General features: G+C 58.6%; 16 protein-coding genes. 6 read left to right on the top strand and 10 right to left on the bottom strand.

What is annotated here, in order from left to right:
* Positions 1 to 60: 60 nt before the first annotated feature.
* Both rnhA and infA read right to left on the bottom strand, forming a co-directional pair.
* A complete protein-coding gene (rnhA, locus tag SH661x_RS10195) occupies positions 61 to 582 on the bottom strand; it encodes a ribonuclease HI (protein WP_437230581.1) in 522 nt (173 codons plus the stop codon).
* A 131-nt stretch (positions 583 to 713) separates the two neighbouring features.
* Complete coding sequence (gene infA / locus SH661x_RS10190; protein ID WP_437186223.1) at positions 714 to 932, bottom strand: translation initiation factor IF-1; 219 nt, start codon at positions 930 to 932, stop codon at positions 714 to 716.
* Between the two features lie 293 nt (positions 933 to 1,225).
* On the opposite strand from infA, the gene SH661x_RS10185 reads away from it, so the two are divergent.
* From SH661x_RS10185 to SH661x_RS10170, 4 genes are all read left to right on the top strand, one after another.
* Entirely contained in the window at positions 1,226 to 1,723 is a 498-nt protein-coding gene (locus tag SH661x_RS10185; protein ID WP_437230579.1) for a 6-pyruvoyl trahydropterin synthase family protein, read from the top strand.
* Positions 1,724 to 1,913: 190 nt separating this feature from the next.
* On the top strand, positions 1,914 to 2,537 hold the full coding sequence (locus tag SH661x_RS10180; protein ID WP_437230577.1) for an RNA polymerase sigma factor: 624 nt from the start codon (positions 1,914 to 1,916) through the stop codon (positions 2,535 to 2,537).
* A gap of 297 nt (positions 2,538 to 2,834) precedes the next feature.
* Positions 2,835 to 3,692 (top strand): Spy/CpxP family protein refolding chaperone, encoded by an 858-nt coding sequence (locus tag SH661x_RS10175; protein WP_437230575.1) that lies wholly within the window; start codon positions 2,835 to 2,837, stop codon positions 3,690 to 3,692.
* A gap of 250 nt (positions 3,693 to 3,942) precedes the next feature.
* Positions 3,943 to 4,980: a type II secretion system F family protein gene (locus SH661x_RS10170; RefSeq protein ID WP_437230572.1), complete on the top strand. Its 1,038-nt coding sequence runs from the start codon at positions 3,943 to 3,945 to the stop codon at positions 4,978 to 4,980.
* Between the two features lie 83 nt (positions 4,981 to 5,063).
* Here SH661x_RS10170 and gnd read toward each other — a convergent pair whose 3' ends face one another.
* The 7 genes from gnd to mreD form a co-directional block, all read right to left on the bottom strand.
* Positions 5,064 to 6,527 carry a decarboxylating NADP(+)-dependent phosphogluconate dehydrogenase gene (gene gnd / locus SH661x_RS10165; RefSeq protein ID WP_437230569.1) on the bottom strand — a complete coding sequence of 488 codons (1,464 nt, stop codon included), beginning with the start codon at positions 6,525 to 6,527 and terminating at the stop codon, positions 5,064 to 5,066.
* 469 nt (positions 6,528 to 6,996) lie between these two features.
* The gene (locus SH661x_RS10160; RefSeq protein ID WP_437230567.1) at positions 6,997 to 7,173 is read right to left on the bottom strand and encodes a hypothetical protein; all 177 of its coding nucleotides are present in this window, start codon (positions 7,171 to 7,173) and stop codon (positions 6,997 to 6,999) included.
* Positions 7,174 to 7,570: 397 nt separating this feature from the next.
* A complete protein-coding gene (locus SH661x_RS10155) occupies positions 7,571 to 8,764 on the bottom strand; it encodes a pyridoxal-phosphate-dependent aminotransferase family protein (protein ID WP_437230565.1) in 1,194 nt (397 codons plus the stop codon).
* 46 nt (positions 8,765 to 8,810) lie between these two features.
* Positions 8,811 to 9,668 carry an NADP-dependent methylenetetrahydromethanopterin/methylenetetrahydrofolate dehydrogenase gene (locus SH661x_RS10150; protein WP_437230563.1) on the bottom strand — a complete coding sequence of 286 codons (858 nt, stop codon included), beginning with the start codon at positions 9,666 to 9,668 and terminating at the stop codon, positions 8,811 to 8,813.
* A gap of 187 nt (positions 9,669 to 9,855) precedes the next feature.
* The gene (fae, locus tag SH661x_RS10145; protein ID WP_437230561.1) at positions 9,856 to 10,356 is read right to left on the bottom strand and encodes a formaldehyde-activating enzyme; all 501 of its coding nucleotides are present in this window, start codon (positions 10,354 to 10,356) and stop codon (positions 9,856 to 9,858) included.
* Between the two features lie 489 nt (positions 10,357 to 10,845).
* Complete coding sequence (locus SH661x_RS10140; RefSeq protein ID WP_437230559.1) at positions 10,846 to 12,975, bottom strand: peptidoglycan D,D-transpeptidase FtsI family protein; 2,130 nt, start codon at positions 12,973 to 12,975, stop codon at positions 10,846 to 10,848.
* Positions 12,976 to 13,091: 116 nt separating this feature from the next.
* Entirely contained in the window at positions 13,092 to 13,607 is a 516-nt protein-coding gene (gene mreD, locus SH661x_RS10135) for a rod shape-determining protein MreD (protein WP_437230557.1), read from the bottom strand.
* A 240-nt stretch (positions 13,608 to 13,847) separates the two neighbouring features.
* Here mreD and SH661x_RS10130 point away from each other — a divergent pair, with 240 nt between their 5' ends.
* Together SH661x_RS10130 and SH661x_RS10125 are read left to right on the top strand one after the other, a co-directional pair.
* On the top strand, positions 13,848 to 14,684 hold the full coding sequence (locus SH661x_RS10130) for a ThuA domain-containing protein (protein ID WP_437230555.1): 837 nt from the start codon (positions 13,848 to 13,850) through the stop codon (positions 14,682 to 14,684).
* Between the two features lie 523 nt (positions 14,685 to 15,207).
* The gene (locus SH661x_RS10125) at positions 15,208 to 15,552 is read left to right on the top strand and encodes an STAS domain-containing protein (protein WP_437230553.1); all 345 of its coding nucleotides are present in this window, start codon (positions 15,208 to 15,210) and stop codon (positions 15,550 to 15,552) included.
* Between the two features lie 155 nt (positions 15,553 to 15,707).
* Here the strand turns inward: SH661x_RS10125 and SH661x_RS10120 are convergent, their stop codons facing one another.
* Complete coding sequence (locus SH661x_RS10120) at positions 15,708 to 17,726, bottom strand: glycosyltransferase family 39 protein (RefSeq protein ID WP_437230551.1); 2,019 nt, start codon at positions 17,724 to 17,726, stop codon at positions 15,708 to 15,710.
* Positions 17,727 to 17,919: the final 193 nt, after the last annotated feature.

Below are 17,919 nucleotides of genomic sequence, written 5' to 3'. Positions count from 1 at the left end.
GTGTCGAGCCACACACGCGCTCACCAAACCTGACCTCTGACCTCTGACCCCTACTGCCAGTCACTCGACATCGGCGTCGGGCGAGGACGGCTGTACCGACTTGAACGTCGCTGCGGCTGCAACCGCCAGCTGATCGCAGCGTTCGTTCTCCGGATGTCCGCTGTGACCTTTAATGATGGTGTATCGCACCTGGTGCCGGATCATCAGGCCATCCAGCTGCTGCCAGAGTTCCACGTTTTTGACGGGCTTCCAGCTGTTCTTCTCTTTTCTCCGCCAGCCGTTTTTCTTCCAGCCGGGCATCCATTCCTTGGCCCCTTTGGCGACATAAGTGCTGTCGGTGATGATTTCGACGTCGCTGCGGGATCGCAGCGCTTCCAGCCCCTGAATGACGGCAGACAGCTCCATCTGGTTGTTCGTGGTGAGGGGAGCGCCGCCGGACCCTTCGAGTTCTTTTCCGCTGGCGGGGTGCCGGAGGATATACGCCCAGCCTCCCGGGCCGGGGTTACCGCTGCACGCTCCATCCGTGAAAAGCCTCACGAAGGGGAGTGGCTTGGACCTTGAACTGGCATCCTGCTGGGTCATTCGCGCCAGGACTTTCGTAGGCGAACAGGGAGCCGTCCCCGAGTGCGAGTCCGGTCCATAACGGGCGAGCAGTGAGCATCACGCCCGAGAATTTCTGACGACCGTGGAATCAGGCACCAGGGTCGACTGGTTTACTTGGCACGGTACGTAATGCGGCCACGTGTCAGATCGTAGGGAGAGACTTCCACTTTTACGCGGTCTCCCGGCACGATTCTGATGAAGTTTTTGCGCATCTTTCCAGAAACGTGGGCCAGAACAATGTGACCATTGTCCAGCTGCACGCGAAATTGCGTATTCGCCAGGGCTTCGAGCACCTGGCCTTCCATTTCAATGGCCCCTTCTTTGGCCATAAACCAGCAACCTTTCCACGGAGCGTCATCACACGCTTGTTACGAAAAATCAGGAATCGAAGAGTTTAGCTGCGGGAGCAGGAAAGAGCAAACGGCTGCCGGTTGATTCGATGACGACGGGTCTGTAAGCCGGTCCCCGCTATCAGAAATCGCAACCGCAGCACCGCGACAACCCGCGCTGACGGAAGTGAATTCCGCATCGAGACTTCCCCCGCCCGCAATTGAAATCCGGAAATCATCTCGTTTCAATGGGGCCTGCGAAATTCTTCGGTCCCTCTTCCATTCGAGATGCCATGGCGGATTCCCGGCGGCCCCAGCGTACTTTCACGGTCGATGTGACGAAGGACCATCTGGTCTTCTCCGCCGGACACTTCATTACGATCGGGGATTTCTGCGAGCGGATTCATGGTCATAATTTCCGCGTCGCGGCACAAGTTGAGGGGACGCTGGACGAAAACGGTTTCGTTTTCGACTTTATCGCCCTTCGTGACACGCTGCAGAAGCATTGCGAAGCACTCGACCACCGGATGCTGCTCCCGACGCGTCACCCGACGATCCTGCTGGCGGTGCAGGATGACGAAATCGAGGTCCGGTACGAGAATCGCCGCTGGATCTTCCCCAAGGAAGAGTGCGCCCTCCTGCCGATCGAACAGACCACCGTCGAGCTGATCGCCCAGTGGCTGGGGGAACAGCTGCTCAAACACCTGGAAACATCCAACCTGACATCGCTGACGGTTAAGGTCGAGGAGAATTTCGGGCAATGGGCCGGCTGTAAATTCGACCTCACATAGTTTCACAGTTCGAGATTGTCAGAACACGCTGCGTCGGCAAGTGCATGTCGTTGTTGTCACGTGAAGAACGCACTCGTTCGTGCTTCGTACTTTGAAAATGGACACGCGGACACCGTGTGGTACACTCACGGAAACGTCGTTTTTCTCAGCATTTCAGCCACTTTGGCATCCTTCCGACAGGACAGTCTCCATGGCTCCCCTGACACAGGAGCAGGAACTTGTCAGGCGCATTCGCGCCCGGGATGAGGGTGCGTGGCAGACATGCATTCAGGAATACTCGGGCAGACTCCGTGCGTTCGCACTCAGCCGGCTCGGAGACCCGACCACAGCCGATGATGTCGTTCAGGAAACCTTCCTGGGATTTCTGACCGCTCTCCCCAACTTCGATGAAGCGACTCCGCTGGAAACGTTCCTGTTCGCGATCGCGTCACACAAAATCACGGATGTTCTTCGCAGACAGGGGCGGCGGCCCGCACTTTCGCTGAATATTCCGGACTCAAATGGCGACCACGCAGACCTTCCCGCTCGGGGCCGGATGGCCTCCAGCCTCGCCAGAAGCCGTGAACTGCGGGACCAGCAGGCCGAAACAGTCACCGCCTGTCTGCGAACGCTCATCCAGCAATGGTTCGTCAAAGGGGAGTTTGCCCGTCTGAAGTGTGCGGAGTTGCTGTTTGTCCAAGGCCTGACGAACAAGGAGACCGCAGCCAGGCTGGGGATCGATGAACAGGATGTCGCCAATCACAAACAGTTCGTCGTCTCGCGATTAAAGCTCGCTGCGCCGGATGCCCCCGTCTCACCCGAGTTTGAACGGTAGCAAGTCTTTTCCAGAATTCCTGATCGTTATTTTTTGACAGATCCCCGTTCACTGTCCGAGGTCCGGTTTCATGAATCTTCCCGAAAATTGAAGAGTTGTGGAAATCTCCGAAACACCCGTTCCCCTTCGGTGTTGAATCAGACATGCAGGCGGTTCGGCCGGCAGGCCGGGGAGAACTGTCCCCGGAGACCTGAGCTTCGAAACGTCCGTTGAATTTTTGAATCACGTCCAAGTCGTCTTGCGAATCCGATCACATCCGGTTGACGCAATTTTCCAGGAAGAACAGGGGAGAGATCTATGTTGCTGCGTTTGAAGAATGCTGGCGTCGTTGCTCTGATGCTGCTGGCCGCTATGCCGGCATTCGCACAAGGTCCAGGGGGCGGCCCGGGCCGGGGTGGTCGCGGATTCGGTGGCGGCCCCGGTGGGGGCGGATTTGGCGGAGGCTTCGGCGGAGGTGGGTCTCCGTATCGACTGCTGGCCAACCCAGCCGTCCAGGAAGAGCTGTCTTTGACAGACGAACAAAAGACCAAGGCCACCGCGTTGCTGGAATCGATGCGGGAAGCCCAACGGGGGAATGGTCCCGGCGAAGGGAATCGGGAAAACTTCCGCAACCTCTCCGAAGAACAGCGTCGTGAGCGGTTTGCCGCCATGGCCAAGGAATTCGAAGAGCGAAACGCCAAGGTCAACGCAGAATTCAAACCCAAGTTCGCCGAAGTGCTCGACGAAGTGCAGCGTGAACGGCTCCAGCAGATTTCCTGGCAGAGCCAGGGAATTCGTGCTCTGAACGATCCGGAACTGGCAACAGCCCTCGGATTGAGCCAGGAGCAGAAAGAGAAGATTGCTGCCGTGCTGACTGAAAATCGCGGACCAGGCTTCGGCGGCGGCCGAGGCGGGAACGGCGGTCCCGGAGCGAATCCTCCCAGCGAGCAGGATCGCGAAGCTCGTCGTGCAGAATTTCAGGCACGCGCTGAGAAGCTGAACGCTGACGCCAAAGCTGTGCTGACCGACGCTCAGAAGACCGAATTCGCGAATCTGCTCGGTGCCGAGTTCGACGTTTCCAAGCTCCGCGGCCAAGGTGGTCCCGGCGGCCCAGGCGGAGATCGCGGCCCCGGACGTCGCGGCCCGGGTGGAAACCGCCCAGGGCAGGGGAACTAACCCCTGAACTGCGGACAGTCAACACTCAGTTGAGTTGATCCGAAGAACCCCCGGCACACCCCGGGGGTTCTTTTTTTGAGTCGACCCGAATGAGTGTCTGCCGTGAAAACCTGACTCCGTCACGCCAGTTCGAACCGAATTCAATCCCGGCATTCGTCCGATTTGTCCCTGTGTCCGGCAGCCGATACTATGAACTTTGGACGGACCGGTTCCGGAATGCTTCAATCCCTGAGCTGTTGAAGGTGGTTTCATGTTCCAGCAGCAAGCCTCCATGCGGGAGCTGTCGAGGGTTGCCCGCAATCTGGGGGTCTCCCTGCATTCAGGGATCAGCATCGTCAAAGCATTTGAACTGGCGGGACGGAAGACCTCCGGTCCCATGCATGCTGTGATGGAAGACATCGTCCGGGACTTGAAATCCGGCAGCGACGTTACCTCCGCGCTCGTTTCTCACGGCAGCTTCTTCCCGGAGCTGTTCATCGGCATGGTTCAGGTGGGCGAATCGACCGGTTCGCTGCCCGAGGTGCTCAAAGCAATCGGCGAGCATTACGAAAATCATCTGCGGCTGCGGAAAGAGTTCATCAGCCAGATTACGATGCCGGTCGTGCAGTTTGTCGCAGCCATTTTCATTATCGCGGGGCTCATCTGCCTGCTGGGCTGGATCGGGCAAAGCACGGGGAAGACGTTCGATGTTCTGGGCTGGGGACTGATGGGGACATCAGGAGCACTGATCTGGCTGGGGGGCTGGGTCCTGCTGATCGTCAGTGCTGTCATCGGCTACAAGTTTGCTGCCTCGACGCTCTCTGGCCAGCAGGCCGTTCACCGCTTTCTGTTGTCGCTGCCGGTGATCGGGCACTGCATGCGTTCGTTTGCCATCGCCCGCTTCTCGTGGGCCTTTCACCTGACTCAAAACTCCGGGATGCCAATCGACGACAGTATCGACTCCAGTCTGCGAGCCACGTCCAACGGAGCATTCATCGCGGCCGGCCCACAGATGATCTCCAGCCTGAATGCCGGTGAGACCCTGACCGAAGCATTTCAGGAAAGTGACCTGTTCCCGATCGAGTTCATTGAATACGTGATGGTCGCAGAGCAGTCTGGAACGGTCCCCGAAGCGCTGGACCGCCTGAGCCCTCAATTCGAAGAGGACGCGCGTCGCAGCCTGCAGTCTCTGGCGGCCGCGCTCAGCTGGGCGGTCTGGGCGGCGGTCGCGTGCTTTATCATTTTCATCATCTTTACCATCGCCCTGTGGTACGCCGGCATGATCGATGCCGCGATGCAGGGGATCTGAAGCGGACCGACAGGCTTCCGCAAACGAACGAGCCCTCCGATCTCAGATCGAAGGGCTCGCAACAGCACAATTCACAGGGATGTTCAGACGGTCCGCTCGTGAATCCAGTCGGTGTGGAACATCTCGCCGCGAGGCTTGTCGATGCGCTCATAGGTATGAGCCCCGAAGTAGTCTCGCTGCGCCTGCAGCAGGTTGGCGGGAAGCCGATCGCAGCGGTACCCGTCGTAGTAGGACAAGGCTGCCGTGAAGGCGGGGACCGGGATTCCGTGCGTCACGGCAGCGGAGACCACGCGGCGCCAGGCCGGCTGGGCCTTGTCGATGGCCTGCTTGAAGAAGTCGTCCAACAGCAGGTTTTCCAGCGACGGATTCTTGTCGAAGGCGTTCTTGATGTCCCCCAGGAACACCGAACGAATGATGCAGCCGCCGCGCCAGAGCAGGGCGATGTCGCCGTTGTTCAGCTTCCAGCCGAATTCCTGAGCAGCCGCATTCAGCTGCACATAGCCCTGGGCGTAGCTGACGAGCTTGCTGGCATACAGAGCCCATTTCACGTCATCAATGAACTGCTGCTTGTCGCCAGAGAACTTTTCAGTCGGTCCCGCGAGGACTTTCGAAGCACGGACGCGTGCGTCCTTTTGAGCCGACAGGCAGCGGGCATAGACCGCTTCGGTGATCAGAGTGGTCGGCACGCCCAGATCCAGTGCGTGCTGGCTCATCCACTTGCCGGTCCCCTTCTGCTGGGCGGTGTCGAGAATCTCGTCGACCAGATACTTGCCGGTCTGCGGATCCTTCACCGTGAAGATGTCGCGGGTGATCTCGATCAGGTAGCTGGCGAGTTCACTTTCGTTCCAGGACTTGAAGACCTGGTACATTTCTTCGTTGGAGAGCCCCAGTGCGTGCTTGAGGATGAAATAGGCTTCGCAGATCAGCTGCATATCGCCGTATTCGATCCCGTTGTGCACCATCTTGACATAATGGCCGGCACCATCTTCGCCGACCCACTCACAGCAGGGAATGTCTTCTTTCGGGCCGACTTTGGCCGAGATCGACTGCAGAATCTCTTTAACAGCCGGCCAGGCTTCCTTGTTTCCGCCAGGCATGATCGACGGACCCTTGAGAGCCCCTTCTTCTCCCCCGGAGACTCCGGTTCCAATGAAGAGCAGGCCAGCGGCCGGGAGTTCTTTCGAGCGGCGATTTGTGTCGCGGAAGTCGCTGTTTCCGCCGTCGATGATGATGTCGCCAGGTTCGAGGAACGGCTTGAGTTCTTCGATGACCATGTCCACAGGCTTACCTGCCTTGACCATGATCATGACCCGGCGGGGACGCTTGAGCGAAGCAACAAAATCTTTCAGTTCGGCGAAGCCGTGAATGCGGTCCGCGGTCCCTTTCCAGACCTTGTCTTCCGGCTCATTCTTCAGCCCACCGACAAAGTCGTCCATGACTGAAGTCGTCCGGTTGAACACCGCGACGCTGTACCCATGGTTGGCCATGTTTAAAACAAGGTTCTGGCCCATCACCGCCAGGCCGATCAGTCCGATGTCGTTTTGCATGTGGATTAAATCTTCAATGTTCGGTTGTCGATATCACGTGCCGCGAACGGAGCGCCCGGTTCGGGATGCACTCCCGCCGTCGCGGAAGCGTGAATCGTAATTCCTCGCCCGCCCAGAATCGAGTCACATCGGGAAACCGCCGGCTTCCCCTGTCTCACGGGCATTTTTGCAGCAATTCTGCGAACGGCCCGCAGGTCACGATTCGAAAGAAGTGGATTTCAACACGGTGGCACGGAGACACGGAGGATTTTGAACCGCGAATGACGCGAATCCGGCGAATTTCGGTTTTGTCCTTCGAGACCTTGAGAGCGTTTTGCCCCTTTCGGAGGCCCCGGACAATCAGGCCAAAGCCAAAGTGATGTCTCCTGTCCACGGAACGACATTGGCCTCCTTCGAAATCCCTGATTCTCCGTGCCTCGGTGACTCCGTGGTGAACTATAACAACAGAACAAGCGGGATCTTCGCGATCTTAATACCGACGGAAACGGCTGCCGAATCCACGGTTGGCGTTGCGAACGCGGAAGAACCGGCGGGAGTTGACGCTCCGACCGTTGGCGTTCTGGGTGATCCCCGGGCGGGATGAATACTGGGGGGTGTTCCCGGAATTTCTTTGCGCCATCAACGCGATAATGAGAACCGCAGCCATATTTCAGCTCCTTGTGCCGTATTCGAGAAACAGGTGAGCGCCCGCACACCGGAAGATTCGACTGGACAAGCTTCGATCCGGATGAAGAGTCCACGGCCCCGGGGAAACGTCAACGCATTCCCTCGAGTCGTCCACAATCCGAACAGGGACGATCTTCCGGGGGAATCTGTGACGATGCAAGGATTTGTTTTTTCCCTGACGAGAACGACAGGTGAAACAGCTCTCCCAGGCGGTAAACGCGGCGCAACAGGACCGAACGGCACCCGCAGACGGATCCATGTCCGGGATGACGTGTTATGGCACGTTCAGATTCTGAGAAATACTGCGAATCACGTTTAGCTGCACACTTGAAGTGTGCAGCTAAACGTCCGTTGTGATTATCCACGGACGACTGACTCTACCGCGACGCGGATGCGTATTCAGCGTTGGCCGCTGCGACGCCGCTGCCGGGGGTGAAGGTGTATCCCTGTTTCGCAAGGCACGCTTCGAGGGCTCCCAGAAACAGGAGCACGTTCCGGGGATTGCTGGCGACCCCCATCAGTCCCACCCGCCAGGTCTTGCCTGCCATGGGGCCGAGGCCTCCGCCGATCTCAATGCCAAAATCGTTCAGCAATTGCCCGCGCACCGACTTATCATCGACCCCTTCCGGAATCACGATCGCATTGAGCATCGGCAGACGGATGGACTCCTCCACGGCGTACTTCAGTCCCAGTGCTTCCACTCCTGCTCGCAAGGCAAGATGGTTTCGGCGATGCCGCTGGAAGCGGTTTTCCAGCCCCTCAGCGAGAATCTCCCGAAGCGCCTGATGCAGCGCGTAATTCATGTTGATGGGAGCAGTGTGGTGATAAGCCCGTGACTGGTTGCTCCAGTAGTTGCGGACCATCGACACATCCAGGTACCAGCTGGCCACCTTGGTCTTACGGGCATCCATGGCTTGAACCGCGCGGTCGCTGAACGTGACCGGCGAGAGCCCTGGAGGACAGCTCAGGCACTTCTGCGTCCCGGAATAAGCAGCGTCGATTTCCCATTTGTCGATTTCGACAGGGACTCCCCCCAGTGACGTCACACAGTCCACCAGCAGCAGTGCTCCGGCGTCATGGACAATCCGTGAAATTTCTTCGAGCGGCTGCAGGGCACCGGTCGAGGTCTCGGCATGGACAATTCCCACGACCTTCGGACGAAACTCTTTGACTGCGGCTGCGACTTCTGCCGGAGAAAAGACTTCTCCGAATGGCCGTTCGAGCTTCCGAACCTCGGCTCCGGCGCGACCTGCGACATCGGCCATCCGCCCGCCGAAGACGCCGTTCACACCGACCAGCATCCGGTCACCCGGCTCGATGAGATTGACCACGCAGGTTTCCATCCCGGCGCTTCCGGTCCCGCTGATCGCCAGCGTCAGCTTGTTTTTCGTAGAAAAGACTTCCCGCAGCATCTGCTGCGTTTCGTCCATGATCCGCAGGAAGTACGGATCCAGATGGCCGACCGTGGCAGCTCCCAGAGCCGCAAGCACCTGCGGAGAGACATCACTGGGTCCGGGCCCCATGAGAGTGCGTAACGGGGGACAGACAGGCGCGAAGTTCAGTTCGGACATGGCGATTCAACCGGCGTTTCAGTACGGAGTGAGGAACGATGTCTGCTTACTCGGATTCCTGGCTCATGGCGTAGATGGCTTTGGTATCGAAGACCTGATCATTGGTAGCAAAGAGTTTTGAAATTGCTGCGCGATGAATCTTCATCTTCAATCCCCCCACGCCCAGGGCTCCGTAGCAGATGATTCCGCTGTGATCGACCCCTTTGTCATTGACTTCAATTCCTTCCAGCCCCAGCGGAGGAACCGCATTCAGGTCGATGGCCACTTTGAGTGTGTCGATTCCCTGCCATTCATCCGCTTTGAGGAACTGCACTCCGGCAGCTCCTGCGGAGATGATCAGAGAGACTCCATCCACCGCAGCGGCGAGGCCGTCATCCGAACAGTCACAGGGGGTGATCTTGGCCCCTTCGACCCGCGAGCGGATGGCTGCGGAAGCGGCTTCGGCTCGTTGCAGCGTGCGTGATGCGAGACGGACGATAGCCCCCTGCGAGGCCAGTATCTCAGACGTCCGCTGACCGACGGGGCCGGTCCCACCCAGGACGAGAGCTTCCGCCCCTTTCAAAGTCATGTGATGCGACGCGCTTCGCACAGCGGCAGCGGCGGTCGTGTCCGATCCACTGGCGTCCAGCATGACCGAAACCCGCATCGGACCAAAGAATGTGTGCTTGATCTTTTCGAAGACTTTTTCGGCAGCCTGAACGTCGCTGCCGCCGACGAAGATCGCTGTGTTCGCCAGATCCTTCGGTCCCCGGGTGAAGATTGCACCATGCACGAGCGGGACAACGTTTTCGGGGGTCACTCCGCCATAGCTGAAGAGTTCCTCCACTCCGGCATCAATGGCGACAACGCGATCGAATGTGGATGCCAGTGCATCCGTATCCAGCTGAATCAGGATCCGCTTCATACCTTCGCCTCGACCCGCCCGGTCAAAGAGATTAAGTCATTACTCGCTACATCTTCTGACTTTATCAACGACTTATCGAAAACGGGAGGGCGGTGTTCCTGTAAAGCCGCAAGAAATGTCACACAAGTCAGATGCGGCCTGACAGAAACCTCGCCCTCCCGGATTTCAAAGACGTTCGAAGACGGGATCAGCCCTTGTTGAAGAACGGGTGCTGGGAAGCCCCCTTCTTCGCGAGGACTTCGGCGCCGCTGGGCTCGTCCTTCATGGCACGTTCGATCGACAGCTTGGTCGCTTCGTAGTTGTACTGGTAAATCTTCTTGTCGTCAGCAGCTTCCCAGTGAATGAAGACGCCGCAGACGATGCACAGCTTGTCTGCCTGATCCTTGGGAATGGTCCCTGCTTCGAGGCAGTCACCCACAGCGTCGGCGACAGCTTTCTGAGCTGGGCCGAACATCTGAACGGCCTGCTTGGCACCTTTAATGGTCACTTTGGTGATCATCACGGTGGCGGGCTTGACTGCCAGATTCGGCTCGAGGACTGCGAGGAGATTGCTGTGACCGGCGGACTGGGTTGCCAGCGCGTTTGCGAAGGCGATTCCCACCGGGCCGCTCTTATCGCCGATCAGCAGATCGATGTGCGCGACTTCATTTCCTTCGCCAACCAACGCTTCTCCAACATGAAACGACATTGCCTTCTCCTCTTAGACGTCCAACAAAGTCTGTAAGTGGGGTGTTCCCGAACCGGATTGATAACAATGCAGGCAAATGAATGCCAGTCTCACGCAATAACTTGATCACTTTTAAGGCAGGAGTGAATTTCTGTTCTGGTCGTGCCGGAAGTGGGGTCTCGCCCTCGGAGAGTGACAGGGACATTGGGTGCCCCCGGAGAGGGCAAGTTACGTACGCTCCACTCTCCGAGCGCCAACAATGTACGCCGCACTCTCCGAGTGCGGCATCCCCACGCAGCTGACAAGAAGTGGTTTCGTCACTGATCAGTCAATGGCTTCGGGAGGGCGACGCTCCTGCGCAGCCGCATCAAAGATCACCCGTCAAATCCATAGCGGCTCGGCAGGAGCCTCGCCCTCCCGGTTGTGAAACCACCTCAAGTCGACACGGTCCATCGTCAGCAGGAATTGAAATTTGATCTTCGCCGGGATCTAAACCCACGCAAGCGTCAGTCATTCCGCGGGGACGGCATCAGAGAACGACGGACGGAGATAGCCATAGCCCAGCAGTTCAGTGACAAACTCCTGAACGATCGGACCGGCATCGCTTTCCGCCCCTCCGTGTTCCAGCACCACAGCAAACGCCACCTTCGGATGATCCGCAGGAGCGTACCCAGCGAACCATGAATGGGGTGGTTTCACTCCAGCATCGGCAGTCGCGGAGTGGCCTGCCAGCGTCATCATCTCAATCCGGGCCGACCTCCCCGGCCCACGTGAGTCTTCCACGACCCGCTCCAGACTCCGGCGAATCTCCCGCAGGGTCGGTTCGCTCAGACCGGGAATTTTCTGCACCCCGGCAACCTGCTGCGAAGACTCTTCCACTTCAGGCATCGTCACACGCGGAGTGACTAGATACCCCCCATTCGCAATCGCCGCCATCATCCGCGCCATCTGCAGCGGAGTGACCAGCACCGTCCCCTGACCGGTTGCCAGCTGCAGAGTGGCAGCGGGGGACCATTTGCGGTCGTCGGTTCCGGCATGGGGAATCGTTCCCGGCTTCTCTCCCGGAAGGTCCAGGCCTGTCACCTTTCCGAGCCCGAATCGCCCAGCCCAATCACAAATCGGGTCACGCCCCAGCCTGCGGGCCATTTCATAAAAGTAAACGTCACAGGACTGACAGAAGGCATCGCCGACCTGAACCGCTCCATGACCGATGCCATGATGCCGATAAATCGTGCATCGATATTCTTCCGGACGGTCGAGATAGCCCCGGCAGTCCAGTGCCTGATCGGGCGTCGTCACCCCTTCTTCGAGTGCGGCGGCAGCCACCACCACCTGAAAGAGTTTTCCGGGGGGGAGCGCCATCTGCGTCGTGCGGGGGAAGAGTGGATGACGGGGGTCCTTCTGCAATTCCTCCCATTCGCTGGCGGTCGGACGTGCGAGGACCGTCAGGGAAGGGCGGGGGCTGCAGGCGAGCGTCAGCAGGTCTCCCGTCCACAGGTCCATGGCAACCAGTGCCGCCCCCTCGGGAATGGCGTCCCAGCCACGCTCGTCCGAGTTCTCCACCGTCAAAGCAGTGTCCAGCAACTCTTCCGCGATGCGCTGCAAACGGGAATCGATCGTCAGAGTGACGTCCTCTCCGTCACGCGGGGCTCGAACTTCATGAGACTCGACCCGCTCTCCCTGCACATTCTTCTGATGCTCAATGAGGCCCGAAGTCCCTTCCAGGCGCCCGGTGTGAAATCGCTCGACCCCGCTCTCTCCCACGCGGTTCTCCACAGCCTTGGAAGCTGTCTCCGAAGACTTGGACTTTCGAACCCCGATCAGATGTGCTGCCAGATCGCCAAACGGATAGGCACGGGTCGAGGTCGATCGCACATGAACCCCGGGAAAGCGGACTGGCTGCGACTGAATGGCAGCGGCCACTTCCAGGGGGACATCCTTGAGAATGAGGTGATCCTGCAGTTCTTCCTTCAGAATAATCGGATCGTCTTCATACCGCTCCGGCGACATCGTCAGTTCGCGCACCAGCACTTTCCAGATCCCGGTCATGCCATCCGACCAGTCAATGTTGTTCTGCTGCCGCTCGGCTTTACGGGTGACCCGCTTCCGTTCGACTGCCGCCAGCATGGTCTCAATCCGCTTCTGGATCGCGGCCATACGATCGGTCAGCAGGGCTTCATCGACATGCGTGACCAGGGCCAGACTCTCCATCAGGTCTTTCCGCTGCTGAAGAATCTTCTCTTCCATCTCCGCCCGCAGAGCCGGGTCTCGACGCTGTTTTGAATCGAGTTGCTGTGACACCTGTTGCCTTAACCATCGCGGGTGTGGAGGGGTCTGCAGCCAGCGGTAATCGATGGTGATGTCGTATCGACTCTCATCCTGGGCGAGAACAACGCCATCCCGGGAAACGATGCGTCCGTCACGACTGGGGATCTCTTCTTCTTCGGCCGTCAGCTGCTCCCAGGGGGCGATATAGCGATTCGAGATGGCCGTCTGCACATAGGCAACCCGCGCTCCGATTAGGCAGAGGACTCCAGCCAGCATCCCTGCCAGAATCCACGGCCGCCGACGGGGATCATCCTGAACCCCGCTCGAGTCGCTGTCGTCTGTGTCGATTTGTGAGAATGGCTGATTACGCACAACCGTCCCGCCTGAGGGCCTCTTTCCAGTTTGTCTTCCGCAATCCGCAGGCGATCATAGGGACTTTCCTGCGACGTCGCGTCTCAGTCGTCGACAGACGGGCAAGCAAATCTGCTTCAGACACAGGAACTTTCGAGTCGGTAACTCCTGCGGCCCAGACAGCGGACTCCAGTCACCAACAGAGTGATTGCCACAAAGAGCAGGTAGGTCGCTGCTGCGCGGATGACCAGTGCGGACGCAATGACGTTGAACGGCTGCCCGGGATGGGCAAGACCGACCCGTATTCCCCTCACCAGTGCCAACGCAATGAGCAGCCCCAGCCCGCTGAGGAGCCGATCCACCAGCGAAGTATCAGCAGAATGCGCCCGCTGTCGGCACGCGACAATCAGGGCGAGCGTCGACAGAGTCATGATGCCGACGCCCGGGGCTTCACCCAGAACGAAATCCTGAACCAGCCCGATCATTCCGCTCCAAAAAACAAGTTCGCCGCCCCTCAGTGTTTGACAGAGAGACACAAACAACAGCAGCAGACAACTTGGAACCACAGGCGTATTGATCCATGTCGGCAGCCCAAGGTCGAGGGTTGCCGTCAGAGAGAGCAGAAGTCCGCAAACGATCTGTCGTCGCAGCATGATGACGATGCAAAATTGAGGGGAAATTTCCTCGAAAAGAATACCGGGAAAATTCAAAACCAGGCAATCCCCTTTTGCGAAAGCCTGAAAAACTCGGACGATCAGGAAAGGCCCCGAAGCGTGGACGCACCTTCTTGAAACGTGTTAAGCTGCTTGAGGTTGAGAAAAGCCCTCCTCCGGAGGATTGCTCCGGACCGGTTCCGCAGCTTGTGAAATGGAATAAGAGAGAAGGATCCCCGTATGTTCGTGCCCGCCGTGAGAAACCTGCATCTTCTCGTTCTGTCCGCATTCCTCCTGTCTGGATCGAACGCTGCATTTGCCGCTGATCCTGAAGTCAAACCGATCCGCGCGTTGCTGGTGCTGGGAGGCTGCTGCCACGACTATGCGACACAGAAGGACCTGCTTTCCAAGGGAATCTCCGCTCGAGCACATGTGGAAGTCGACATTTCCTACAACCCGGATTCCACCACGAAGCAGTTGAACCCGATCTATGAAAAGCCAAACTGGGCGGAAGGCTACGATGTGATCATTCACGATGAATGCACTTCAGACGTGACCGATCTGGAATTGATCGACCGCATTCTTGAACCGCACCGTCAGGGGCTCCCCGGAGTGGTGCTGCACTGCGGAATGCACTCGTACCGGAGTGCGGGTCATCCGGACATCACTCCGTGGTTCGAATTTACCGGGCTCCAGACAACCGGCCACGGCCCCCAGGTTCCCATCGCCATCGAGTTCACCGACGAAGGCAACCCGATCACCGCTGGCATGGAGAACTGGGTGACGGTCAATGAAGAACTCTATAACAACAGCGCCGGCAAACTGCTGGATACTGCCAAGGCCCTCGCTGGCGGGACACAGGAAATCAAGGGCAATGATGGTGAAACTTCGGATGTGACCTGCACGGTCATCTGGACCAACAATTACAACGACGGCACCAAAGTGTTCGCCACGACGCTGGGTCACAACAACCAGACCGTCGGCGATCCGCGGTATCTCGATCTGGTTACCCGCGGCCTGCTGTGGAGCTGCGGAAAACTGGAACCGAAGTACCTGAAGACTCCCGAGTCGAAGTGACTCGGAAGAAGCAAAGATCAGAAAAATCGTTGGCGTGTTTAGCTGCCTACTTGAAGTGGGCAGTTAAACACGCTTCATTTTTGCCGCACTCTCCAATGTATCTCGCACTCTCCGAGTGCGAGATTTCCCCCGTCTTCATTGCCCCCCCAAATCTTTCTGAATCAAGTAAATCAAGATTCACTCCACGCAGGAAGCACGCTGCCGAACTCGATCAGTTGAATCAAAACTCACATCGGGCGTTGGCGTGCACGAGCACCGCCAAACATTTGCCGCACTCGGAGAGTGCGGCGTACAGTACCTCGCACTCTCCGAGTGCGAGATTCGGCTCCGAGTGCGAGATTTCCCCCAATGGCACAACCCCGGCCAGGAATCTCCATCCCAGCCACCGCATTCAAGTTGTCTCTCTTCCCATCACACTTTTCGCCGGATATAAGTGGGGCTGCCAAGCAGATGGCGAGAAGGCAATCGATGGTGACGTCACCGCGAGCCGTTGGCCTGATTCCGGAATCTGAAAGCACGTGCGATGGCAGCAGACCTTGAGCCGATCCTGGAAGTCTATCAGACAGGTCCCACAACGGTGGTCGGATTCGGAGGGCGTGACGTCCTGATGGATGTCAACGTCGCTGCCTGCCGGGATGAACTCGTCGAATTGATCCGTCGCGAAAACTGCAGCGTCGTCGCGTTCGACCTCACCGGGGTGCGGCTGCTCCCCAGCGGCCTGCTCGGCCTGCTGGCGTCACTTCGCAACAACTCCGTGTCCGTCCATCTCTATAATCCCTCGTCGGACGTCCGCGAGGTGCTTTCGATCACAGGGCTCGACAAACTGATGGAAGTCCACGAGATCGAAGTCCCTAAGGCCGGGGCGTGAGGGAAATTTCTCCCCCTCACCGGTCCCTGCTGGATCGTCGAATCTGCACAGACGGATGAAGCAGAAATTCCTGTCTGCCGAAACTTGAGCGATCACCTTCAATTCGAACAGGCAGAAATGCCTGTTCCACAGACAGGATCGGTTCTGAACCTTTCCTACTGCTCGGTGAACTCAGAACGTGGCGTCGGCTGAGGATCAACCGCAGGGAATGGAGTCGCGGCCGGGACGGGGGTTGCAACATTGGACGGCTTCCCGTTCCCCGGGAGCGCCCACGCTTCCAGCGCTGTTCCCAGATCAGTCCGCGGAGAGGCGGACGTCGGTGTCGGCTGAGGGGAGGGCATGGAGAAGTTCGCTGCCGGGTAGTTTGGTGGGAGCGTGCTGTTTGTCGGTTGCGGTTCCTGAATGGTGCTGACCGGTGCCGACGTCGTGCTCGGAACGTTCGATGACGTCGAGGACCGTGCGGGAAATGTCATGACCGATGGAGACTCTGCGGGAACGGTTGTGCTGATGCCCGTGGGAGCAGGATTCGGCTGCAGGACAGTTCCGTCCGGAGTCACGAAGGGGGCTGGGGTCGGGATGGTCGAAGCGGGTGTTGCACCAGGGATCGTGCTGGGAACCTGGGCCGAGGCCGGGTGAACGACCGCCATGCCGACACGGACCGCAGGGAGATTCGCATCCGTCTTCCACTTCAGATCGACCGGGTTGACGACGCTCACCTGTCCGAACCGGGATTGGAGGTCCGCGGAGGTCGGAACATTATCTCCATCCAGATTCCAGACAATCACCCCGCCATCGCGAATGAGGGTCTGGTCGTTGACTTCAGGGTTCTTTGCAGGATCCAGGTCGGCGTAACTCTTGGTCGCGGGATCATGGCTGTACCAGGCTGCATTCCGCACCAGTTGAGCTGGGCCAGCAACCACCGGTGATTTCCCTTTGTATCCAAACTGCGCCCACAACGTTTCGATCTGCCGGGACAGTTCCGCTCCGGGGAACTGTGTCGTCGCTCCCTGACGCTGGATCTGCGGCAGCATGATGTTCAAGGCAATCAGGGCAGTCGCAAACAGTCCGACGGCAGCACCAATCCTGATGATCGAGCGTCGCCAGGAGAGGCGGGTCTCGCTCAGGTGTCCCCACATCAGGACGACAACCCCCAGGTAACTCCAGTTCGTCACCCCGGCGAACAAAGCTGAGCTGGGCCCCGCCATCAGCGAGAGACAGAAGATGATTGCCGGAGGAAGACAGGTCATCCACAGCAGATATCGACGGGCAAATTCACGGTCATCTTCCTCACTCTTGGCCGGTTCTTCGAAACTGAACCACGCCACCAGAGGAGTCAGCAGAATGACGACGGGAATCACACACAGCAGCTGCGTCCCCAGATACGAGAGCGGCTGCACGAGGTGATGGGCGAAAGAGACCGGACGTTCGATGCCTGCCTGCACGGTGAGGAACTGATGCCGAGTGAGCCACAGAAAGTGCGGCATCAAAAACGCCAGCATCGCCATCCCCGCCAGGAACGGCCATGAGGAATCCCAGCAGCGCCGGGCCCGGTCATCCACCAGCGTGAAGACGAACATGGTCAGTAGCAGAATCAGGGTCCCATAGCTGCTGAGGAAGCCCAGCGCCAGGCAGAGTCCCGTCAACGCCCAGTACCGACGGCGTTCGTGAGTCAGAGCGCAGTGAAACGCGTAAATGCTCAGCGACCAGAAAGCTCCCGCCAGCTGATCCCCGGAGAAAGCCGAGGCAGCGATCGTACACGAGTAGCCGCCCAGCAGGACAAATGCCGCACATAACGCGGTCCAGGGGTGCAGGAACTTCCGTCCCAGTTTCCATGCGGACCAGACGCTGACCGCACCGCAAATCTGGGCCAGCATGTACACCGGCCAGTTCGAGGTCCCCGAGAGGCTGCTGACCGTCGACGCGATCCAGACTCCCAGCGGAGGCTGGGTGGCATAGCCCCACGCAAAGTTCCGCCCGGAAGAGAGCATCTCCAGGGTTTCAGCCGGAAGGTTGGGCTGTGTGGCGCTGACGAGCATCGTCCACAGCACCACGTGCAGGCCGATCAGGCACCAGAAAAAACCGATCGTTGGATCTTGGCGGCTGATCTTCACGAGATTGCCAAAAGGCATTGGCATGAAAACGTGTCGACGCTGCAGGGTTCCTTCCCAACTCATCTGCCTGTACTCCTGAATGATCCGACCGGGCCTCGAGCAGTTCGCTCGACCGAATGCAGGCGATTCAGGCGTATTTCCGCATGAAACTCCACGTCATCGCCTGCAGATCACTGAACTCAAGTTCGAAAAATGTCTTAGCAGTCCGTTATCAATTGTCTTCGGATTGTTTGACCGCACCCCGTAGCGTGCAGCC

This window comes from Planctomicrobium stercoris, assembly GCF_051465655.1.
Lineage (GTDB): Bacteria > Planctomycetota > Planctomycetia > Planctomycetales > Planctomycetaceae > Planctomicrobium.
The sequence above is the reverse complement of the archived record's forward strand: the minus strand, read 5'-3'. Positions and strand labels throughout refer to the sequence as shown.